Origin of the sequence: Xanthomonas bromi (genome assembly GCF_900092025.1) — a bacterium.
Taxonomy (GTDB): Bacteria; Pseudomonadota; Gammaproteobacteria; order Xanthomonadales; family Xanthomonadaceae; genus Xanthomonas; species Xanthomonas bromi.
The window spans coordinates 45,009-65,901 of record NZ_FLTX01000054.1 but is presented as its reverse complement, the minus strand read 5'-3'; the positions used below and the strand labels follow the sequence as shown (position 1 = coordinate 65,901).

Sequence of the window (20,893 nt, the reverse complement as noted above, 5' to 3'; positions counted from 1 at the left end):
GGGTCAGGAAGGTTTCGAAGTAACTGCGAACTGCTCGCGCGAGCTGCTGACGTCGTTGGAAACCGTCGGTAGCAACACGCCGTCCGCTGCGGACAGATCGGCCACCTTGTGCGGGTTGCCGGTGGTCAGCGCTGCGGCCCAGGTATCGAACGGCGCGGCGACTTCGCGTTCCTCGCCACCCGCCAGCTCCCGCGTGTCCGCAAGAGTCGGGGAGTAAAGAATGCGACTTACGGGTATCTCCGTGTGATCGATGGGGGCCTCGGCAGGCAGAGCCAGTACCGAAATCCACGGGTGCCGACATGCTGCTATTGGAAACAGTGCTGGATACGCTTCTCAGCGTATCGGGTTTTGCTTAAGTGGCTGAAATATATTGGGTATGGCGGCTTTCATTGTGCCGGGTGGGGATGGCGCTTCATGCGAATCGGCGTGAAGTCATCGGTAATCGATCGGCATCCGTTGCTGTGACGCCTGGAGTCGTCGGCCATGCGCCCACTTCGATGGGCCGGATGCAGTTGCGGGTCGGTTCCAGCGAAGCGTGACGCGCAAAGGAGCTCCAGCAGCAACCCGCCACCCCAATCCCCAATCCCCAATCCCCAATCCCCCCGCCCTTAGCAACACGGCTGCAGACAAGTGACGCTGCTAGAATGACAGCCCCTTTCCATCCGCCGCGCTCGCGGCTGCAGGAGCTAGTGAACATGGCAATCAAGGTTGGCATCAACGGATTCGGTCGCATCGGCCGCAACGTGCTGCGCTCTGCGGTGCAGAACTTCGCCAATGACATCGAGATCGTGGCCATCAATGACCTGCTCGAGCCCGACTACCTGGCCTACATGCTGCAGTACGACTCGGTGCATGGCCGCTTCAAGGCCGAGGTGTCGGTCGACGGCAACACGTTGATCGTCAACGGCAAGAAGATCCGCCTGACCCAGGAACGCGACCCGGCCAACCTCAAGTGGGATGCCGTGGGCGCCGATGTGGTAATCGAATCCACCGGCCTGTTCCTGACCAAGGACACCGCGCAGAAGCACATCGACGCGGGCGCCAAGAAGGTGATTCTGTCGGCCCCGTCCAAGGACGATACGCCGATGTTCGTCTACGGCGTCAACGACAAGACCTACAAGGGCGAGGCCATCATTTCCAACGCCTCGTGCACCACCAACTGCCTGGCGCCGTTGGCCAAGGTCATCAACGACAAGTGGGGCATCAAGCGTGGCCTGATGACCACCGTGCATGCGGCCACCGCCACCCAGAAGACCGTGGACGGCCCGTCGAACAAGGATTGGCGCGGTGGCCGCGGCATCCTGGAGAACATCATCCCGTCCTCCACTGGCGCGGCCAAGGCCGTGGGTGTGGTCATTCCCGAGCTCAACAAGAAGCTGACCGGCATGAGCTTCCGCGTGCCGACCTCGGACGTGTCGGTGGTTGACCTGACCGTCGAGCTGGAAAAGCCGGCCACCTATGCAGAGATCTGCGCCGAAGTGAAGGCCCAGAGCGAAGGCGCCCTGAAGGGCGTGCTGGGTTACACCGAAGACAAGGTGGTGGCCACCGATTTCCGCGGCGAGACCTGCACCTCGGTGTTCGACGCCGACGCCGGCATCGCGCTGGATTCCACCTTCGTCAAGCTGGTGTCCTGGTACGACAACGAGTGGGGCTATTCCAACAAGTGCCTGGAAATGGTGCGGGTTGTGGCCAAGTAATCGCGCTTTACAGATGAGCAAGAGGGCCCCGCCATGGCGGGGCCTTTTTATTGGGTTTCTTTGGTGACGTGCAATGCAGCTACAGGTATCAAGGATGGACTTTGGACGATCCACGTGCCCTAATTCTCGCGCACGGCGGTCGTTCCCGTGTCGTGTACGAAGGATCGGGGAACTCCATGGATCGAGACAATCAAAATGAACAAATTTCTGGCAGGCGCGCTGGCGCTTGGAGTCGTGGTGGCGTTCTCTGCACCATTCGATAGTTTGGCGGCCAAGAAGCAGACCGGTACGCCGGCCTGGATGAATGCTGACGGAGAGGTCACCAACTCTTCGCAGGTCGAAGCCGGTTATGGCGAGACCGTCAAGGGCGTCAATGATTACGAGGGCGAGATCACCGGCAAGCCGGCACCCGGCAGCAAGTTCACCCAGCTCAAGATCGGCATGCCGATGAAGCAGGTGACCGATCTGATCGGCCAGCCGAACGACCAGGGTTCCTATGTGACCGGCAAGGCGTTCATTCCGTTCTTCTTCGGTGGCGACCGTTACCGGTACGAGATGGCCTACAAGGGCCAGGGCCGTCTGGTGTTTGCCGGCAAGTCAATGGATACCGGCGGCAACCTGATCTGGATCATCCATAACAAGAACGACAGCGGCTACCGCGAATAACGAGTCAAAACGCCCGGTTTTCCGGGCGTTTTCATATCCAGGGTTCGCACCGAAATCGCTGACTTCCGTTGCTTGTCAACCCTTGACCAAGCGTCTGGCCGAGGGGTTGGCTGCCTAGTCGTGGCTTGACGCTATATGGTTCGCGCATTCGGCTGGAGGCCGGCTCGGGGTTGATACATTGGAAACGATGATCGTGTTGGCGGCCCTGGTGCTGCTTGCCGTGCCGGTGGGTGTGGTGGTCGCGCTGGTCTGGATTGCCGGGCTGCGGCGGCGGGTGGCGGTGCTGGAACAGCGGCTTGCGCAGTGGCCGGCCGGTGGTGTCGACCGCGCGGATGCGCCAGCGCAGGCGCAGGCGCAGGGAAGAGCGTGGGAGCGGCCCGACGTGGTGCCCGATCCCGATCCCGATTCCGAACCAGGTTTCACTGCCGATCGCGATGTGCCTGGATCCAGCAGGTCTGGCGCAGCGCAACCGGGCGACGGCTGGCGCGTGTCTGCTGCTGGTCAGGACGCGGTCGATGTCTCCGCGGTGCCGCCTCCTCTACCTGCACAGGCCCCCGCAGCTGCGATGGCAGGCGGCGCAACCGCGACCCCGGAAGTTCCCGGCCAGCGCGCTCATTCGGCGCAGCCGCAACCACCGCGAGCGCAGCCCATACAGCCGCAATCACCCCATATCCCGTCCGAGCCCGGCGTCATCGTGCGTGCAGCCGGCACATTGAAGCGTTGGTTTGCCGAGGGCAATGTGCCGGTCAAGGTCGGCATGCTGGTGTTGCTGGCTGGTGTAGCGTCGTTGTTGAAGTACGCCAGCGACCAGGGCTGGATGCGCATGCCGATCGAGCTGCGCCTGGCTGGCATCAGCGTTCTCGCATTGGCCGGTCTGGTGTTCGGTTGGAAGCAGCGCGAGCAGCGACCGGGCTTTGCGCTGGCGTTGCAGGGCGGCGCCATCGGTGGCTTGTTGTTGACCGTGTTCGCGGCCTTCAAGTTGTACGGGTTGCTGGATGCCGGACCGGCGCTGGGGATCAGCGTGGTGCTGATCGCGGGCATGTGCGTGCTGGCGGTGTTGCAGGATTCGCGCACGTTGGCGTTGCTGGGCGTGCTGGCAGGGTTCCTTGCGCCGATCTGGTTGTCCACCGGCAGCGGCAATCATGTGGCGCTGTTTTCGTATTACGCCGTGCTCAACGCCGGCATCGTGGCGATTGCGTGGACACGTCCGTGGCGCGTGCTGAACTTGCTGGGTTTCGCCTTCACCTTCGGCATCGGCACGTTGTGGGGCGCGCTGCAGTACACCCCGGCGAAATTCGCTACGACCGAGTCGTTCCTGTTGCTGTTCTTCGCCATGTACGTGGCGATCCCGGTATTGCACGCGCGCCGCGGCGACGCCGGCGCAGGCAAGGTCATCGATGGCAGCCTGGTGTTCGGGACGCCGCTGGTCGCCTTCGCATTGCAGGCACGCCTGCTTGAAGGCGATCGGCTGCCGTTGGCGTTGTGCGCGGTGGCGGTGGCCGTGTTGTATGCAGGCCTGGCGAACTGGCTGTTGCGCCGCGCCTCCACGCGTTTGCTGGGCCAGGCGCATGCGATGCTGGCGGTCGGTTTCGCTACCCTAGCGATACCGTTGGCATTGTCTGCACGCGCCACTGCCAGTGTGTTTGCGCTGGAAGGCGTCGGCTTGTTGTGGTTGGGGTTACGCCAGCAACGGCGTATTGCGCAGGTCAGCGGCGTGGCGCTGCAGGTGCTCGCGGCGGTCGGTGTTGCATTCGGCGTGGATGCCTGGCGCTACGACGCGGTCGCGGTGGCCAATGCGACCTGCATGAGCACCTTGCTGATCGCGCTTGCCGGCTGGGCCAGTGCCTGGTTCCTGCGCGATGCGGGGCATCCACGGCGTGCGTTGGTGGCGTATGTGTGGGGGCTGGGCTGGTGGACGCTGTGCGGCGTGCACGAGATCTTGCGCTTTGCCGATCTGCGCAGCCAACCCGACCTGCTGCTGGGCTTCGTCGCACTCAGCCTGTGGCTGGCGGCAGAAGTGCATCGCCGTCGTCCCGCAACGTCGCTGGTGTGGACGGTGATGGCGGGTTTGACGCTGGCGGCGCCATTGGCACTGTGGCAGGGCCAGGCGCACTTCCAGCCATTCGCGCACTGGGGAGCGCTGGCATGGGGCGTGTTTGCGTTAGCAGGCGCGCGTGCGCTGTGGTGCCTGCGGATGCAGCGGAGCACTGGCGCGCTGGCGGCACAAGTCATCTGGTGGTTGCTGTGGCCCTGGGTGGTGTCGTTGGGTGCAGCCTGGTTGGCCGATGCGTTCTTGCTGGCCAATGGCTGGCGTTGCGCCTTGCTGGCTGCGCCGTGGTTGCTCATCGCGACACAGGGGCTGTTGCGCTGGCCGTGGCTGGCCTGGCCGCAGGGAGCCAGCTTCGATCCTGCACGCAACGCCTTGCTGAGTTGCGTGTTTGCGGTGCTGGGACTCGGCTGGCTGCTGGTGTTGCTGGACCCGGTGAGCGCAGCGCCGTTGCCCTGGCTGCCGCTGCTCAATCCGGCCGAGCTGGCGCAACTGGCGGTGCTGGCCTTGCTCGCGCGCTGGGCCTGGTCGGCACCGGCGCCAGCCTTGCTGCAGCGTTGGCGCGTGACCGCGCTGGGTGTGCTCGGCTGGGCGTTGATCACCGGCAGTACCTTGCACAGCGTGCATCACTGGGGCGGCGTGGCGTGGGATTCGGCGTTGATCGGCGCCACCTTGTCGCAGACCAGTCTCACCATCGTGTGGAGCGTGCTGGGTGTGCTGGGCTGGGTGATCGGGTCGCGTCGCGGGCAGCGTGGGTTGTGGCTGGGTGGCGCGTTGCTCATGGGGCTGGTATTGGCGACGTTGGTCTTGGTCGACCGCCAGCATCTGGGCAACTTGCTCGGCATCGGCTCGTTCATGGCCTATGGCCTGTTGTGCACCGTGGTGGGCTACCTGGCGCCGGCACCACCGCGCCCGCTGGCGACAGAAGGTCATGCTGTCGAAGACGACGGCGTCGAAAAGGATCAGGCATGAAATCGATGCGATGGGCCCTGCTGGCGATGGTGCCGATGCTGGCGCAGGCCGCCGATGTGCGGCAGGACTACCGCCAGCAGTGGCCGCTGCAGGTGAGCGGGGCGGATGCCGGCATTTATCAGTTGACCTTGAACGCGGCGGTGTATCGCACCGCGCATGATGCGGCGCTGCGCGATGTGACGGTGATCGATGCGCGTGGCGAAGAGCTGCCCACCGCCTGGTTGCCGCTGGATGCGACACCGGCGGCTGCGGCGCGCCGGCAGCGCCTGCCCCTGTTTGCCCTGCCGGCCGGTGCGGCGCCGGCCAATGGCGATCTGCAATTGATTGCCGAGCGCGATGCCAGCGGCGCGGTACGCCGGCTGGAAGGCCGCTTCGCAACCGGTGCCGCCGCCGCTGCAGGCAGCGGTGGGAGCTGGTTGATCGATGCCAGCGCGCTGCGCGATCGCCCGCGTGCGCTGCGGTTGGATTGGGACGGCGACATGCCGGTGCAGGCCCGGTTGCGTGTGGAAGGCAGCGACGATCTGCGCGACTGGCGCGTGCTTGCCTCCGATGCCACGGTGATGGCGCTGGACAATCAGACCCAGCGATTGCAGCAGCGTCGGATCGCACTCGACGCCGGCGCGCGTTACCTGCGCCTGGTCATCGTGTCAGGCCAGTTGCCGGCCTTGCGCGTGGTCGAGGCGGAACTGGAGGGCATCGCTGCCTCCGCACCGCCGCAGTGGCTGGAGCTGACAGGCACCGCGAAAGATGCCGCTGTGGTGTATGCCTTGCCGGGGCGCTTTCCGATCACCCAGCTCGATGTCGGTGCCAGTCAGGCCGAGGCGGTCGAGTGGATCGTGGCCAGCCGCGATGCCGACGATGCGCCATGGTTACAGCGTGCCGGCCCCTGGTTAGGGTATCGGCTGGGCAAGGGCGCGGCGGCCGCGTCGCCGCCGCAATCGCTGTCCGCCCCGGTGCGCGATCGCCAATGGCGGCTGGTCGCTGCGCAAGGGCGTAGCACTGCGGTGCCGAAGTTGCGTGTGGGGTATCAGCCCGAGCGGTTGATGTTTCTTGCCCAGGGCCAGCCGCCCTATGCGCTGGTCGCTGGCAGTGCGCGTGCGCAGCGCGGCGACGCACCGCTGGCCTCGATGCTGCAGGCACTGCGGCGCGAACGCGGCGCGCAGTGGCAACCGGCGCAGGCCAGTGTCGCCGCACAGGCACAGCCGCTGGCGGGCGAAGACGCACTGCAGCCGGCGGCCACGCCGCACGACTGGAAGCGTTGGCTGCTGTGGGGCCTATTGGTCTTTGGTGCCGTGCTGGTCTGTGGTTTCGCAGTGAGTCTGCTGCGTCGTTCGTCGACCGATCGCAACGGCTGATGGCACCCGCGTCGCAAGGCGGTTTGCCGCTGCGGCGCGAAGGTCGGACAATGGGCGTCCCCGTGACCAAGGCAGCCGTCTTGCCCGTCGTGTTCGACCACGTATTCCCCGCGTTGCCAACCCTGTTGGCGGCGCCACGCGTGGTGAGCACTGTGCGCGCCACGCGACCAGGCCGACGGCGCAACGCCATCGCAACCAGCGGCCGTGACGGCACAGCGCTGGGACGTTTGCCTCGGCACACGCGCTGCGTTGCTGCGGCGTACCAACCCCGACTCCCCTTCCCTAGACCGAACGAGCTGAACCCATGTCCATTGTCCGCATGACCGACCTCGATCTTTCCGGCAAGCGCGTGTTGATCCGCCAGGATCTCAACGTGCCGATCGACAACGGCCAGATCACCTCCGAGCAGCGCATCACCGCCTCGGTGCCCACCCTCAAGCTGGCGCTGGAAAAAGGCGCCGCCGTGATGGTCACCTCGCACCTGGGCCGCCCCAAGGAAGGCAGCTGGAGCGAAGAGGATTCGCTGGCGCCGGTGGCCGCGCGTCTGACCACCTTGCTGGGTGTCGACGTCGCGTTGGTGCGCGATTGGGTCGACGGTGTCGAGGTCGCGCCGGGGCAGGTGGTGTTGCTGGAAAATTGCCGCATGAATGTCGGCGAGGGCAAGGACGACGAGACGCTGGCGCGCAAGTACGCCGCACTGTGCGATGTGTTCGTGATGGACGCGTTCGGCACCGCGCACCGCGCGCAGGCCTCCACGCATGGCGTGATCCGTTTCGCCCCGGTCGCAGCAGGCGGCCCGCTATTGATGGCCGAACTCGACGCCCTGGCCAAGGCGCTGGACAACCCGGCCAAGCCACTGCTGGCGATCGTGGCCGGCAGCAAGGTCTCCACCAAGCTGGAGCTGCTCTCCAACCTGGTCAACAAGGTCGACCAACTGATCGTCGGCGGCGGCATCGCAAACACCTTCATCGCCGCAGCCGGGCATGACGTGGGCAAGTCGTTGAACGAGCCGGACTTGATCCCGACCGCCAACCAGATCGTGGCCGATGCCAAGACGCGTGGCGCGGAAATTCCGCTGCCCACCGATGTGGTCGTTGCCAAGCAGTTCTTGCCCGAGGCCGAGGCCAGCGTGAAGTCGCTGGACGCCGTCGATGCCGATGATCTGATCCTGGATATCGGCCCGCACACCGCGCAGCGCTATGCCGAGCTGATCGCCAGCGCCGGCACGGTGGTGTGGAACGGGCCGGTCGGCGTGTTCGAATTCGAGTCCTTCAGCCACGGCACCGAAACCCTGGCACGTGCGATCGCCAGTTCCAAGGCGTTCTCGATCGCCGGTGGTGGCGACACCCTGGCCGCAGTGGACAAGTACGACATCGCCAAGGACGTCACCTACATCTCCACCGGCGGCGGCGCGTTCCTGGAGTTTCTGGAGGGCAAGACCCTGCCGGCAGTGGCCGCGCTCGAGGCCCGCGGTCAGTGACTGCAGCCATGCTGTTTTTCGATCTGGACGGCACGCTGGTCGATTCGGAACCGGGCATCGTTGCCAGCATCGTGCATGCCTTCGACGACATCGGGCAGCCGCGTCCATCGGCGCAGACCTTGCGCGCCTGGATCGGTCCGCCCTTGCGCGACAGCTTCACCGAGTGTTTTCCGAACGATCCAGCGTTGGTGCAGCGTGCGCTCGGGCTCTACCGCGCACGCTACGACGCGGTGGGCTGGACCGAACTCAGCGTGTTCGACGGCATTGGCGAGGTTGTCACCGGCCTGCAGCGCGCCGGCCATCGGCTGGCCGTGGTGACCTCGAAGAATGAGCGCTATGCGCGGCGCATCGTCGAGCATCTGCCATTCGGCGCGTGCTTCGAACAGGTCATTGGGGCCAGCGAAGACGGCGAGCGTCGCTTCAAGCCGGACCTCATTGCCGAAGCGTTGCGCCGTTTGCAGATCGAGAAAACTGGCTGCGTCATGATCGGCGACCGGCGCATGGATATCGATGGCGCCAATCATCACGGCATCCATAGCATCGGCGTGTTGTGGGGCTTTGGCGACGAAACCGAATTGCGCGCCGCCGGTGCCGGTACGCTGGCACGCACGCCGGCTGCGCTGGCGGCGTTGCTTCCGTCATGAACAGGGCGCGTGGCCCGTTGCGTTCGCTTGGTGGACGCGTCGGCAGTTGCGGTTCGCATGGCCCAGAACCATCTTCACTGTCGCCGGGTTAGGGTGACGACCGTTCGCACTGCCCATGGCAGCGCGGGCGCAGGCGTACGTACTGTCCCGCACTGTCTGTAAGACATGCCGGAATCGGAGGGGGGCTATGCCGCAATGCCATCCTTGGTGCGTGACGTGTGTGTTAAGTTTCGCGACTTTTACAGGGAGGCCATCATGAAAGAACGTCAACGCCGCACCAAGATCCTCGCCACCCTCGGACCGGCAACGGATGCGCCCGGTGTGCTGGATACGCTGTTCAAGGCGGGCGTCAACGTGGTGCGCCTCAACTTCAGCCATGGCGATCCGTCCGGTCAGGCCAAGCGTGCCGCGGAAGTGCGCGCCGCCGCCGCCCGCGTTGGCGCCGAGGTCGGCATCCTGGCCGACCTGCCGGGCCCGAAGATCCGCATCGAACGTTTTGCCGAAGGCAAGATCAAGCTGACCATGGGCGAGCGCTTCGACCTGGTGGCCGACGCCAATGCGCCGGCCGGCGATCAGCATCAGGTCGGCGTCAGCTATCTCGGCTTGCCGCAGGACGTGACCGCTGGCGACGTGCTGCTGCTCGACGATGGCCTGGTGCAGTTGCAGGTCACCGAGGTGCAGGGCGCGCGCATCGTCACCACCGTGCTCAACGATGGCGTGTTGTCCGACCGCAAGGGCCTCAACAAGCAGGGCGGTGGGTTGTCGCTGGGCGCGTTGACCGAGCGCGACAAAGAGCTGATCGGCATCGTTGCCAAGATCGGCGTGGACTTCATCGCGGTGTCGTTCTGCCGCAATGCGCAGGACATGCATGACGCGCGTCAGATCGCCCAGCAGCACGGCTGCGATGCGCAACTGGTGTCCAAGATCGAGCGCACCGAAGCGATCGAGAACCTGGTCGAGATCGTCGAAGCCTCCGATGTGGTGATGGTGGCGCGTGGCGACCTGGGCGTGGAAATCGGCGATGCCGAATTGCCGGGCCTGCAGAAGAAGATCATTCGCGAATCGCTGGCGCAGAACAAGGTGGTGATCACCGCCACGCAGATGCTGCAGTCGATGGTCGAAAGCCCGATCCCGACCCGCGCCGAAGTGCTGGACGTGGCCAATGCGGTCATCGACGGCACCGATGCGGTGATGCTGTCGGCCGAAACCGCCGCCGGCGCCTATCCGGTGCGTGCGGTGGAAGCGATGGCACGCATCTGCCTGGGTGCCGAGCACCAGTTCGAATTCGATACCGACTTCGAATCCGCGCAACGCAACCTGCAGCGCGCCGACCAGGCCATTGCGATGGCGACCATGTTCCTGTCCGAGCACATCGGTCTTGGCGGCGTGGTGGCGTTGACCGAATCCGGCGGCACGCCGCGCTTTTTGTCGCGCTTCCGCTCCAACATGCCGATCTACGCGTTCACCCGCCATGACGGCGCGCGTCGCCAGATGGCGATGATGCGTGGCGTGTTCCCGATCAATTTCGACAGCCGCGGCCTGACCCCGCGCGAAGCTGCACGTGCGGCGATCCGTCTGCTGGTGGAGAACGAGCGCATGGGCCCGGGCGACCGCGTGGTGTTCACCAGTGGCGAGCACATGGAAACCCACGGCGCCACCAATACGCTGCGTCTGCTGGAAGTGGGCGAAGACGGCCGCGCCACCGGTCTGGGCGAGCTGTAACGCCCTTCGACGGCCCCGGCGCATGACCTGGCCGCGTACTGGACGCGACACGCAGCGGCGGCCCCAGGGCTGCCGTTGTGCTGTGTGGCGATCCCAGCCGCGGCAAACGCTCGGCCTTGGCCTGATAGTGAGTCAATGCCCGGATCCGGCGAATGCCCAACCCGCGCAACATCGCCGCCACGCTGCCGTAACGGCGCTGCCAGGGCGGACTCTGTGTGCCTCAAGGTAACGCCCGTTCACGATGTAGCGCGCCACAGGCGCGCAGCGCTATACACCCAGGCGAAGCGGCAACGCGACCAACACTACAAACGCCAACCAACTCACGCACGGCTCAGTGTCAACAGCGCCGCCGCACGTCATTGCAGCCATGCATCACAGCACCGCACGCAACAGCCGCACGCCATGCTCAGCTTTGACGATTCCCGATTCCCGATTCCCGATTCCCGATTCCCGCGATGCGAGCAGCCCCACACATTCTGTCACTTGCTTCACGTGTAATCGGTTGCAGGCATTCCATGAAGGAATGTGTACGACTTTCGTCGCTATACTTTCGCTCTCCCCCGCAGCTGCCACAGGAACTACATGAGCATCGAACAGCTTGCCGAAACCGCCCAGGCAATGGTCGCCCCGGGCAAGGGCATCATCGCCATCGACGAATCGACCAGCACGATCGCCAAGCGTTTTGCCAGCGTTGGCATCGAGAACATCGAAGAAAATCGTCGCGCGTACCGCGAACTGCTGCTGACCACCCCCAAGCTGAGCGACTACATCTCCGGCGCCATCCTGTTTGATGAAACCATCCGTCAGAAAACCAAGGATGGCGTGCCGTTCGCCGAGTACATGACTGCCCACGGCATCATTCCGGGCATCAAGGTCGACAAGGGCGCGCAGCCGCTGGCCGGCATGCCGGGCGAACTGGTCACCGAAGGCCTGGACGGCCTGCGTGCGCGTCTCGAGGAGTACTACACACTCGGCGCGCGCTTCGCCAAGTGGCGTGCAGTCATCAACATCGGCGAAGACATCCCGTCGGGCACCTGCATCGAGGCCAACTCGCACGCGCTGGCGCGTTACGCCGCGCTGTGCCAGGAGCAGGGCCTGGTGCCGATGGTCGAGCCGGAAGTCATCATGGACGGCAGCCACGACATCGAGACCTGCTACGAAGTGACCGAAGCCACGCTGCGCTCGCTGTTCGGTGCGCTGTATGAGCAGAACGTCGTGCTCGAAGGCACCATCCTGAAGGCATCGATGGTCATCTCCGGCAAGAGCTGCGAAGAGCAGGCCAGCATCGAGGAGGTGGCCGAGTCCACCGTGATGTGCCTGAAGTCCACCGTGCCGGCGATCCTGCCGGGCATCGTGTTCCTGTCAGGCGGCCAGACCGACGAGCAGTCCACCGCCCACCTCAACGAAATGCACCAGCTCGGCAACCTGCCGTGGCCACTGAGCTTCTCCTACGGCCGCGCCATGCAGCAGGCCGCTCTGAAGCTTTGGGCCAAGGACATGACCGGCAACTTCGCCAAGGCGCAGCAGGTGATTTATGAGCGCGCCAAGGAAAACGGCCTGGCCGCGCTGGGTAAGTGGAAGGGTTGATCGATTGATGACGGCTGCAAGGCAGCCGCATCGAGAAAACGAAAACGCCGGCATCGCTGCCGGCGTTTTCGTTTGTTGCATCCATGCGTTCGGCAGGATGCTCATGCAAAGCGAAGGGCGCCTTGCGGCGCCCTTCGCTTCAACCACATGTGCTTCACTTCAATCGGTCGATGCGACCTCTCATCGGCGTCAGGCCAACGTCACGCCGTTGCAGTTTCTTGCGTCGCCAACGCCTGCTGATACGCCTTGTAGGTCGCCTCGTTGTAGGCCACCAGCACGATATGCTTGGGCACCTTGTGCGAGCGCTGCCAATCGCGCGTTTCGGTCACGGCGATGCGGGCTGCCTGATATAGCGGGTAGCCGTAGATGCCGCAACTGATTGCCGGAAATGCAATCGAATGCAGCATCATCTGCTCGGCCAGTTTCAACGATTGCCAATAGCAATTGGCCAGCTGTTCCGGCTCGTTGTGCTTGCCATCGCGCCAGACCGGGCCAACGGTATGAAACACATGCCGTGCCTTCAGGTTGAAACCATCGGTGATGCGGATTTCGCCGGTGGGGCAGCGCACGCCCGCACGCACTTGCGGCAAGGCTTCGCAGGCTTGCAGCAGCCGCGGCCCGGCGGCACGATGGATGGCGCCATCGACGCCACCACCGCCCAGCAATGATTCGTTCGCGGCGTTGACGATGACGTCAACGTCAAGTTCGGTGATGTCGCCTTGCCAGACTTCGATTCTCATGGCGCGATAATTATGCGAATTGCATGATGGGCGCGTGATGGGGAGCACGCTGCGGAGACCGCACGCTATCGGCCATTCATCTCATCTGCTGCGACTGTCTGGCGGGTTGGCATATGCGCTGCCCACCTGTGTTTCTGAAACCGCTTTGGAGCGATCGGCTGCTTCAATTGCCGCGCACGACAGTGTGTGTGTGTCGCGCGTTACAACCAGCGGCGGACGCGCGCGCAATAGTCGCTGTAGTGGCGGCCGAATTCGGTGCGCAGGCGCGCTTCTTCGAACGGTATGACATAGCGCTGCAGGGCAAACCATGGCAGCGGCACCAGCGCAACCGCCCACAGCAGCCCAAGTTGCAGGCATAGGCCCACGTAGCTCAGCACCAACGCCAGATACATCAGGTTGCGGGTGAAGCGATACGGGCCGTCCGACACCAGACGCGAGGGATGGCCACTCGGCATGATGGTGGTGCGCTGGCGCGCAAACAGGATGAAGCAGCTCACCGCCAGCGCCAGGCCCAGACCGGCGATGCCGCCACCAGCTAGCTCGATCCAGGCAAGCGGCACCGGAGCGGGCAGGGGCAGTTCCAGCGCCTCTTGCAACCACGCGCCAACCCCCAGAGCGACTGCGAAATGGACCGGGGAGGTCATCTTCACCAGCCATGGCGCCCGCGTGGCAAGGGTATCGCTGTGTCCATACGGCCGGTTGCTCACACCTGTCTCCCTACATGGCGGCGGTTATCCTAACGTTTCCTTGACATCGGCGGGAGTGCGGGCGTTCTGGAAGTGGGAAATCGTGGCCGAGAATTGCACGCGACGTAGGTCCCGATAGGCAAGCTGTAGCGTTATGCGCCCCTGTAACGCTGCGCGCTTTCCGCCGGAGCGGCCGTAGATCGAAGGACGCGCATGTTCCGCCGTGTGCGTTGCTCTTCGGCGCGCGATCGGTCTATTCGGGCTGTAAAAAAGCCGCGCATCGCGCGGCTTCGTATCGCCTCGTCCACAGCGTTGGATCAGGGCAGCCCGGCCAGCCAGTCGTCGTCGGAGCCTTCGTTGACGTCGGCGAATAGCGGCGTAGAAAAGTAGCGTTCGCCAGTGTCGGGCAGCATTGCCAGGATCACCGCGCCGGGCGCTGCGGATTCTGCCACGCGCAGCGCGGTGGCGACGGTGGCGCCGCCGGAGATGCCGGTGAAGATGCCTTCTTCGGCGGCCAGGCGGCGGGCGACGGTGATGGCATCGGTGTCTTCCACACTCAGGACCTCATGGGCGACATCGCGGTTGAGCACCTCGGGCACGAAGTCCGGCGTCCAGCCCTGGATCTTGTGCGGCTTCCAGTCCTGACCCTGCAGCAGCGCCGCACCGGCCGGTTCGCTGGCGGTGATGCGCACCTCCGGGCGGGCAACGCGCAGTACCTCACCCACGCCGGTGAGCGTGCCACCGGTGCCCCAGCCGGTGACGAAATGGTCCAGCCGGTGGCCGGCGAAGTCGCACAGGATCTCTGCGGCGGTGGTGTTGCGGTGATACGCCGGGTTGGCCGGATTGGCGAACTGGCTGGCCAGGAACCAGCCGTGCTGCTCGGCCAGCTCCTTGGCCTTACGCACCATGCCGCTGCCGCGCTCGGCGGCCGGGGTCAGGATGACCTTGGCGCCGTAGGCGCGCATCAGCTTGCGGCGTTCGATCGAGAAGGTTTCCACCATGGTGGCGACGAACTTGTAGCCGCGCGCGGCGGCGACCATCGCCAGTGCCACGCCTGTGTTGCCGGAGGTGGCTTCGACAATGGTGTCGCCGGGCTTGAGCAGGCCGCGCTGTTCGGCGTCCAGGATGATCGCCAGCGCCAGCCGGTCCTTGACCGAGCCGCCGGGATTGAACGATTCCACCTTGACGTACAAGGTCACGTTGTCCGGGGCCAGGCGATGGAGTTTGACCACCGGGGTACGGCCGATGGTGTCGAGGATGTTGTCGTACAGGGCCATGGGGTCTCCGTCGGAATCAGGCTGCGTGGGCAAGTGTGGGCGCGTGCGGCGTTGCAATGGGTGAGTGCGGGAGCAGCAGGGGGCCGGTCAACGGCGGCGCGCCGTACCAGTGCAAGCTGGCGGCCAGCCCGGCGACCTCGCCCAGGATCAGCAAGGCTGGAGCGCGCACGGCGTGCTGCTGCGCGGTAGCAGCCAGGCTGGCGAGCGTGCCGGTGATCACGCGTTGCTGCGGGCGCGAGCCGTTTTCGACCAGCGCAAACGGGGTGGAGGCGGCGCGCCCAGCCTGCAGCAGCCGCTGCTGGATGGCATCCAGGCCTGCCACGCCCATGTAGAAGGCCAGCGTCTGGCGCTCCTGGCCGAGCGCGTGCCAGTCCAGTGTGTCCAACGAATCCTTGCAGTGCGCGGTGATCAGGCGTAACGATTGCGCGTGGTCGCGGTGAGTGAGCGGGATGCCGGCGTAGGCGGCGCAGGCGATGGCAGCGGTGATGCCGGGAATCACCTGGAAGCCGATGCCGTGCGCGTGCAGGAACTCCAGCTCTTCGCCGCCGCGGCCGAACACGAACGCATCGCCACCCTTCAGCCGCACCACGCGTCGACCGGCGCGCGCGTGCTCTAGCATCAGTGCGTGGATGCGTTCCTGACGCGTGCTATGGCCTTGCGCTGACTTGCCCACTTCGATGAGACGCGCGCCGTGCCTTGCCAGACGCAGGATCTGCGGGCTGACCAGACGGTCGTACAGCACCACCTCGGCCTGACGCAGTGCGCGCACTGCATGCCGGGTGAGCAGGCCAGGATCGCCGGGGCCTGCGCCGACCAGGGTCACGCTGCCGGGGGACAGCGGGCCGATGCCGCTGCGCGGCGCGGGGGAGGGCGCAGAAGCCGCTGTAGGAGCGGCAGGCACCGCATCGTGGGTCATCAACCGGTGGGCGCGCGCTGCATGGCGCAGGGCGTCGTTGAGCGGTGCTGATTCGCTGGCAGCGATGGTGAGCCACACCGGTTGACCCGGCAGCGCCAGCCATGCCGAGTCGAACTGCCCTGCCAGCCAGCGCAGTTGCCCGGCGTGCGCCCAGCGGCGCAATTGCACAGTGAGCTCGGGTGCGCCCACCAGCGGCAGCGCGCCGGCCTGTAGAAGCTGGGCGGTGGCGCGTTCGGCGTCGGCACCGCCACCGACTACCAGGACGGCACGGCCACGCAGGTCGACAAGGAGCGGGAACGCAGAAGACACGGATCGGCAGCATCGATGAGGGAGCGCCAGACCGTAACGCCGGCTTATAGCGGTCGGAAATGACTTCATCCATCCTGAAAATAGCGTTCGGTTATAAGCTGGTCCGCAGAACTCCTCTACAGTCGAAGCCCTTGTAGCGCCTCGCGCTTTTTTGGATATAAGCCATGACGCTGACCCAACTTCGCTATCTGTTGGCCATTGCCGATGCCGAGCTGAACATCACGCTGGCCGCCGCGCGCGTGCACGCAACCCAGCCCGGCCTGTCCAAGCAGCTCAAGCAGTTGGAGGACGAGCTGGGCTTTCTGCTGTTCGTGCGCAAGGGGCGCAGCCTGGATGCGGTGACGCCTGCCGGTGTGGAAGTGATCGAACGCGCGCGCGCGGTGCTGTCGGAGGCCAACAACATCCGCACCTATGCAGCCAACCAGCGCCGCGAAAGCCAGGGCCAGCTGACCCTGACCACCACCCACACCCAGGCACGCTTCGTGCTGCCGCCGGCGGTGGCGCAGATCAAGAACGCCTACCCGCAGGTCAGCGTGCATTTGCAGCAGGCGGCCGAAAGCGCGGCGTTGGATCTGCTCAGCCAGGGCGATGCGGATATCGCGGTGGTCAGCACGGCGGGCGGCGAGCCCAGCGCCGGCATCGCCGTGCCGCTCTATCGCTGGCGGCGGCTGGTGGTGGTGCCGCGTGGGCATGCGCTGGATAACCCGCGCACGGCGCCGGACATGCAGGCGCTGTCCGAGCATCCGCTGATCAGTTACGAATCGTCCACCCGGCCGGGCTCGTCGCTGCAGCGCGCGTTTGCGCAGGTGGGGCTGGAGCCGAGCATCGCGTTGACCGCGCTGGACGCGGACCTGATCAAGACCTACGTGCGCGCCGGGCTTGGCGTGGGTTTGGTCGCGGAGATGGCGGTCAACGCCTTCGACGAGGATCTACGCGCCTGGCCGGCGCCTGCGCCGATCGCCGAGTGCATCGCCTGGGCGGTACTGCCACGCGACCGCGTGCTGCGCGACTACGCGCTGGATCTGGTGCATGTGCTTGCCCCGCAGATTGACAAGCGCGACCTGCGCCGGGTGCTGGACGGCAATCAGGCGCCGGACTGGCCGCTGCCGCCGACCTGGGAATCGCTGACCCAGACCATCACCAGTTGAGCGCCACGCGATGACCGATCCGTTGCGTCCCGCACTGAGCAGGCTGTGGTCGTCCGAGCCAGACGGCGGCATGTCGCTGCAACTCTCGGCCACGATCGAGGGCCGCGAACACGCGTTACTGACGGTGCTGGCCGACCCGCGCGATGAAGCGTTGTGGGTGGCGCTGCAAGTGGACGACGCATGCGTGCAGATTCCATTGGAGGCACTGCGCAAGGCGCTGGAAGTTGCCGCCGAGGATGTGCATTCGGCGGAGTGGTTCGCACGCCAGGATGCAGATGGGTCCGATGTCTGAAGTCGCAATTTAGAGCGGCTGACAAAATGTCGCGAGCGGTCGGCGGGTGGGTGCGGGCAACGCGGAGGAGCGGAGCGTACACGTGGTCCATGCCGATCCCGAGCACCGGCCGCGCCTGCCTGCGCGCCGTGGTTTTGTTAGATGCTCTTAAAGCGACCAACACCGCGCGCAGTGGTCAGGCGGTGTGGGCAGCGCACAGGCCGCCGGAGCGGACGCGTGACATACGCCGATTCCGAGCAGCGGCGCCCTGCGTCTGGGCAGTTGCAGTGTTCGCTGCTGTTAAGCGGTTGGGACCGATTGCGTGCTGGTGCTGATGATGGTGATGCGGCGAGACGCGGCTTGTCCGAAAACCAGTGCATGGGCAGTTGCAGGAAACCATGACGTTGAAATTTGCCGCCTGCATGTCACGGCTGCATTGGGCTATCCAGGCGCTTACGCTTGTGTTCGCTCTTCATGCTTGCTGCGTTGCAGCGCAGTGGCCTCGAAAAAATTCCAGCACCATCAATGCGATACGGTTGTGCTCCGTAGCGCGTCAGCGCGTGCTGTCGGTGATTTCCCCTACCCGTGTCAGGGCGACGCAGTCGGCGTTGGCCGGGCGCATCAAGTTGCGCGCTGCGCTGTCGAAAACCCTTATAGCAGCCATGACGCGACACTCTCGAACGTCTAGGGGTGGACGGCGCAGAGCTGGCGATGCAGCTGATCGCATTGCCGGTATGTTTCGCGGTGTCGTCGAAGGGTTGCCAGCGCTGCCGCACCACTGTTGCACGAGGCTGCGCACAGAGCGGCTGGCGCACCCGGGTCCCTGGGGAGAGGCCTGGCGTGCTTGGTGGCGGATCCGGGTCGGGAGCCCGGATCCGCTTTTTTTTTGAGCATCTGACAAACCTGGTGCGCGGCCGCCAGGCAGGCGCGGTCGGTGCTCGGCATCGGCATGAGCACGTGTACACGCCGGTTTCCGCGCACCCACCTGACGAGCGCTCGCGACGTTTTGTTGGCCGTTCTTATATTCTGCTGCGCGCGGCGACACGACATGTTGGATGGAAACCGCCAAGACGTGCCGTGTGCGATGCAGGCGATGCGCGATCAGGGCTGGCGCTGGATGCGGCTACAGCTGCGGTGAGTTTGCCGGGTCTCAGCAGTCGCCGCTGACGCGTAACTTCGCTTCGCACATGCTGCGCACTGCTACAACGTCGGCTCTGCGGGTTGTCGTTGGCGGCCTCGTCTTGGTCCGGATACCGACCAACGCTTCACGCATGGCGAGCCCAGGCGTTCGCCGCAGATTGGCGAACAATCTGCGCGCCACAGACCCTCAAGCCAGCGGAATCCGCACCGAAAAACAGGTGCCGCCTTGCGCGCGCGCACGCACGTCCACCTCGCATCCCAACGTCTCGGCAGTGCGATGCACGATCCACAGACCGATGCCCAAACCGTCGCTGCGCGGGTCGGCCTGACGGAACGCCTGGAACACTTGTTCGGGATGTTCCAGGTTCAAGCCAATGCCACTGTCGATGATCTCCACCACCGCAAAACCGGGACGGCGGCGGGTGCCGACCAGCACGCGGCCGCGTTCGGTGTACTTGATGGCGTTGCCGACCAGGTTGCCGATCAAGGTGGTCAGCAAGGTCGCATGGCTGCGCACGCGTACCGAGGTGGGTACATGGCGCAGCGCCAGGCACTTGTCGATGGCGGGTTGACGCCACACGCCGAGTACCGCATGCAGCACGTCTTCCAGCTGCAGGGATTGCAGGTCCGGCATGGCGGCTTCGCTCGCGGCAGCCAGCGTGGCCAATTCGTCCAGGCTACGGCCGACCAGGCTGATCGCATCGCGCGCGGTCACCAGGGGCGGAATGGAATCGACGTTGGCATGCCGGCGCATCTTGTCGATGGCGTAGGCGGCAGTGCGCAGCGGAGTCTTCAGATCGTGCCCGGCGATCGCCATCAGGCGGCTGCGGTAACGATCCGATTCCTGCGCGATCGCCAATGCCCGGCGCAATTCCAGTTGCGCCATGGTCTGGCGTGCCAGTGCGCGCAGGGCTTCCACCTGCTCATCGGTGAGATGACGCGGTTCCCGGTCCAGGACGCAGACCGTACCCAGCGGCAGGCCATCGGGCGTCTTCAACAAGGCACCCGCATAGAAGTACAGCGGCGCTTCGCCGGTGACCAAGGGGTTGCGCGCAAAGCGGATGTCTTCGCGGGTGTCGGGCACCACCAGGACATCGTTGTCGAGCAGGGCGTGCGCGCACATCGACTTGAATAAAGGAGTCTCACGCTCGCCCATGCCGAGCTCGCTCTTGAACCACTGGCGATCCGCGTCCACCAGGCTGATCAGCGCGATCGGCGTCTGGCAGATGATCGAGGCGAGCCGTGTAATGTCGTCGAACGCCGCTTCACGCGGCGTGTCGAGAATGCCGTAGTTGCGCAGCGCCTGGAGACGCAGCGCTTCGCTCGGTGGCTTGGGTGCGCAGGGAAGCGGTTCGGCCGCGGGATCGGACAGGACGGTACTCATGCGCGCAGGTGAGAGTGGTGATCCGCAAGCATAGGGCATGCCAAGGCCCGGCATGTGTCTGCGGTCACGGACGCGGTGAAAATGTGACTACCGACCTGGACCACGGCGTGCAGGTGAGGTCGGAGCGACCGGACGGGCTGGCTGTGGCGAAAAGGCACAGCCGATGACGGGGCGCAGGCTGACCGCACATGCCCAGGCACGGGTCGTCGGGTACAGCGGGTCAGTCGGGTGCGACATCCGGTCGCGCGTCGGCCGTCCCCATCGCTCCGGGTGGCGTGGCGGCTTACACTTGAGCGCATGCTGCATTCGTTCTGTCGCCACCGGCTGTTGCCCCTGCTTGCCTGCCTGGCGGTGGTGCTGATGCTGGTGGCTCCGCTGATCAGCCGCTGGAGCCAGGCGCAGCCGACCGAGCCGATGTGCATGAGCGCCCCGGCACTGTCGGCAGAGAGTTCGCTCCATGCTGGGCATCGAACCCCGTCGCCAGCCGCTGCGGCGCATCCGCATCACAGCGCCCTCGCCCTGTCGGGCTCTCGGCACACAGGCACCCACGATGCAGCGATGCATGGCGAAGCCTGCGACTACTGCGTCTTGGCCGCACGCTTGTTGCCATTGCTCATCGTGGCGGTGTTGTGCCTGCTGCAGCTGCGGCCAACGCTGGCGCGGGCGCGCACGCAGGCCGGGGCACGTTCGGTCTTGCGGTGGTCCGCGCTCGGTGCACGTGGGCCGCCGCTGCACGCGTGAGCTTGCCCCCGCGCGGGCGTCCACGCAGTCAGCCCAACGCGCGCCCGAGTTATCGGCGTAGCAGCCGGACACCGCGGACGACGCGCTTCTTGATCGAATGATGCCGATGCG

At 65.4% G+C, this 20,893-nt stretch carries 16 protein-coding genes, 1 other RNA gene and 2 pseudogenes; 11 read left to right on the top strand and 8 right to left on the bottom strand.

Annotated features, from left to right (window positions below; genetic code table 11):
- A pseudogene (locus XBLMG947_RS21825) lies at positions 1-183 on the bottom strand (SgcJ/EcaC family oxidoreductase); the annotation flags it as partial.
- Positions 184-695: 512 nt separating this feature from the next.
- Between XBLMG947_RS21825 and gap the strand changes: the two are divergent.
- The 7 genes from gap (at position 696) to pyk (ending at position 10,583) form a co-directional block, all read left to right on the top strand.
- The gene (gene gap / locus XBLMG947_RS16715; protein ID WP_065469743.1) at positions 696-1,697 is read left to right on the top strand and encodes a type I glyceraldehyde-3-phosphate dehydrogenase; all 1,002 of its coding nucleotides are present in this window, start codon (positions 696-698) and stop codon (positions 1,695-1,697) included.
- A gap of 195 nt (positions 1,698-1,892) precedes the next feature.
- Positions 1,893-2,363, top strand: a complete 471-nt coding sequence (locus XBLMG947_RS16710; RefSeq protein WP_065469742.1) for a hypothetical protein — start codon at positions 1,893-1,895, stop codon at positions 2,361-2,363.
- 178 nt (positions 2,364-2,541) lie between these two features.
- Complete coding sequence (locus tag XBLMG947_RS16705) at positions 2,542-5,382, top strand: DUF2339 domain-containing protein (RefSeq protein ID WP_065469741.1); 2,841 nt, start codon at positions 2,542-2,544, stop codon at positions 5,380-5,382.
- On the top strand, positions 5,379-6,737 hold the full coding sequence (locus XBLMG947_RS16700; protein WP_065469740.1) for a DUF3999 domain-containing protein: 1,359 nt from the start codon (positions 5,379-5,381) through the stop codon (positions 6,735-6,737). Before XBLMG947_RS16705 ends, XBLMG947_RS16700 begins: the two co-directional genes overlap by 4 nt.
- A gap of 304 nt (positions 6,738-7,041) precedes the next feature.
- Positions 7,042-8,217 (top strand): phosphoglycerate kinase, encoded by a 1,176-nt coding sequence (locus XBLMG947_RS16695; protein WP_065469739.1) that lies wholly within the window; start codon positions 7,042-7,044, stop codon positions 8,215-8,217.
- Positions 8,214-8,861, top strand: a complete 648-nt coding sequence (locus tag XBLMG947_RS16690) for an HAD family hydrolase (RefSeq protein ID WP_065469738.1) — start codon at positions 8,214-8,216, stop codon at positions 8,859-8,861. The genes XBLMG947_RS16695 and XBLMG947_RS16690 overlap by 4 nt, the downstream gene beginning before the upstream one ends.
- Positions 8,862-9,116: 255 nt before the next feature.
- The gene (pyk, locus tag XBLMG947_RS16685; RefSeq protein WP_065469737.1) at positions 9,117-10,583 is read left to right on the top strand and encodes a pyruvate kinase; all 1,467 of its coding nucleotides are present in this window, start codon (positions 9,117-9,119) and stop codon (positions 10,581-10,583) included.
- A 91-nt stretch (positions 10,584-10,674) separates the two neighbouring features.
- On the opposite strand, the pseudogene XBLMG947_RS22805 reads toward pyk, so the two are convergent.
- Positions 10,675-10,788 (bottom strand): annotated as a pseudogene (locus XBLMG947_RS22805) (GTP cyclohydrolase II RibA); the annotation flags it as partial.
- 377 nt (positions 10,789-11,165) lie between these two features.
- Here XBLMG947_RS22805 and XBLMG947_RS16680 point away from each other — a divergent pair.
- Positions 11,166-12,170 carry a class I fructose-bisphosphate aldolase gene (locus XBLMG947_RS16680; protein ID WP_003487259.1) on the top strand — a complete coding sequence of 335 codons (1,005 nt, stop codon included), beginning with the start codon at positions 11,166-11,168 and terminating at the stop codon, positions 12,168-12,170.
- A gap of 200 nt (positions 12,171-12,370) precedes the next feature.
- Here XBLMG947_RS16680 and XBLMG947_RS16675 read toward each other — a convergent pair whose 3' ends face one another.
- The 4 genes from XBLMG947_RS16675 to cobA all read right to left on the bottom strand — a co-directional run bounded on the left by XBLMG947_RS16675 (position 12,371) and on the right by cobA (position 16,098).
- The gene (locus tag XBLMG947_RS16675) at positions 12,371-12,910 is read right to left on the bottom strand and encodes an O-acetyl-ADP-ribose deacetylase (RefSeq protein WP_065469736.1); all 540 of its coding nucleotides are present in this window, start codon (positions 12,908-12,910) and stop codon (positions 12,371-12,373) included.
- A gap of 200 nt (positions 12,911-13,110) precedes the next feature.
- Positions 13,111-13,617: a methyltransferase family protein gene (locus XBLMG947_RS16670; protein WP_065469735.1), complete on the bottom strand. Its 507-nt coding sequence runs from the start codon at positions 13,615-13,617 to the stop codon at positions 13,111-13,113.
- A 296-nt stretch (positions 13,618-13,913) separates the two neighbouring features.
- A complete protein-coding gene (gene cysK, locus XBLMG947_RS16665) occupies positions 13,914-14,873 on the bottom strand; it encodes a cysteine synthase A (RefSeq protein ID WP_065469734.1) in 960 nt (319 codons plus the stop codon).
- Positions 14,874-14,889: 16 nt separating this feature from the next.
- Positions 14,890-16,098, bottom strand: a complete 1,209-nt coding sequence (cobA, locus tag XBLMG947_RS16660; RefSeq protein WP_083993187.1) for a uroporphyrinogen-III C-methyltransferase — start codon at positions 16,096-16,098, stop codon at positions 14,890-14,892.
- Between the two features lie 164 nt (positions 16,099-16,262).
- Between cobA and XBLMG947_RS16655 the strand changes: the two genes are divergently transcribed.
- Together XBLMG947_RS16655 and XBLMG947_RS16650 are read left to right on the top strand one after the other, a co-directional pair.
- Positions 16,263-17,246 (top strand): LysR family transcriptional regulator, encoded by a 984-nt coding sequence (locus XBLMG947_RS16655; RefSeq protein ID WP_065469733.1) that lies wholly within the window; start codon positions 16,263-16,265, stop codon positions 17,244-17,246.
- A gap of 10 nt (positions 17,247-17,256) precedes the next feature.
- Positions 17,257-17,538 (top strand): hypothetical protein, encoded by a 282-nt coding sequence (locus XBLMG947_RS16650; protein ID WP_065469732.1) that lies wholly within the window; start codon positions 17,257-17,259, stop codon positions 17,536-17,538.
- 16 nt (positions 17,539-17,554) lie between these two features.
- Here the strand turns inward: XBLMG947_RS16650 and XBLMG947_RS16645 are convergent.
- Together XBLMG947_RS16645 and XBLMG947_RS16640 are read right to left on the bottom strand one after the other, a co-directional pair.
- A non-coding RNA gene (locus XBLMG947_RS16645) (sX9 sRNA) lies at positions 17,555-17,629 on the bottom strand.
- Positions 17,630-18,844: 1,215 nt separating this feature from the next.
- The gene (locus tag XBLMG947_RS16640; protein ID WP_065469731.1) at positions 18,845-20,041 is read right to left on the bottom strand and encodes a sensor histidine kinase; all 1,197 of its coding nucleotides are present in this window, start codon (positions 20,039-20,041) and stop codon (positions 18,845-18,847) included.
- A gap of 297 nt (positions 20,042-20,338) precedes the next feature.
- Here XBLMG947_RS16640 and XBLMG947_RS16635 point away from each other — a divergent pair, with 297 nt between their 5' ends.
- A complete protein-coding gene (locus XBLMG947_RS16635; protein WP_065469730.1) occupies positions 20,339-20,782 on the top strand; it encodes a DUF2946 family protein in 444 nt (147 codons plus the stop codon).
- The last annotated feature ends 111 nt before the right edge of the window (positions 20,783-20,893 follow it).

Bases quoted from the DNA above. Each gene is read 5' to 3' on its own strand.
- gap (WP_065469743.1), top strand. From the start codon at position 696: ATGGCAATCAAGGTTGGCATCAACGGATTCGGTCGCATCGGCCGCAAC.
- XBLMG947_RS16710 (WP_065469742.1), top strand. From the start codon at position 1,893: ATGAACAAATTTCTGGCAGGCGCGCTGGCGCTTGGAGTCGTGGTGGCG.
- XBLMG947_RS16700 (WP_065469740.1), top strand. From the start codon at position 5,379: ATGAAATCGATGCGATGGGCCCTGCTGGCGATGGTGCCGATGCTGGCG.
- XBLMG947_RS16695 (WP_065469739.1), top strand. From the start codon at position 7,042: ATGTCCATTGTCCGCATGACCGACCTCGATCTTTCCGGCAAGCGCGTG.
- pyk (WP_065469737.1), top strand. From the start codon at position 9,117: ATGAAAGAACGTCAACGCCGCACCAAGATCCTCGCCACCCTCGGACCG.
- XBLMG947_RS16680 (WP_003487259.1), top strand. From the start codon at position 11,166: ATGAGCATCGAACAGCTTGCCGAAACCGCCCAGGCAATGGTCGCCCCG.
- XBLMG947_RS16675 (WP_065469736.1), bottom strand. From the start codon at position 12,910: ATGAGAATCGAAGTCTGGCAAGGCGACATCACCGAACTTGACGTTGAC.
- cysK (WP_065469734.1), bottom strand. From the start codon at position 14,873: ATGGCCCTGTACGACAACATCCTCGACACCATCGGCCGTACCCCGGTG.
- XBLMG947_RS16655 (WP_065469733.1), top strand. From the start codon at position 16,263: ATGACGCTGACCCAACTTCGCTATCTGTTGGCCATTGCCGATGCCGAG.
- XBLMG947_RS16650 (WP_065469732.1), top strand. From the start codon at position 17,257: ATGACCGATCCGTTGCGTCCCGCACTGAGCAGGCTGTGGTCGTCCGAG.
- XBLMG947_RS16640 (WP_065469731.1), bottom strand. From the start codon at position 20,041: ATGAGTACCGTCCTGTCCGATCCCGCGGCCGAACCGCTTCCCTGCGCA.
- XBLMG947_RS16635 (WP_065469730.1), top strand. From the start codon at position 20,339: ATGCTGCATTCGTTCTGTCGCCACCGGCTGTTGCCCCTGCTTGCCTGC.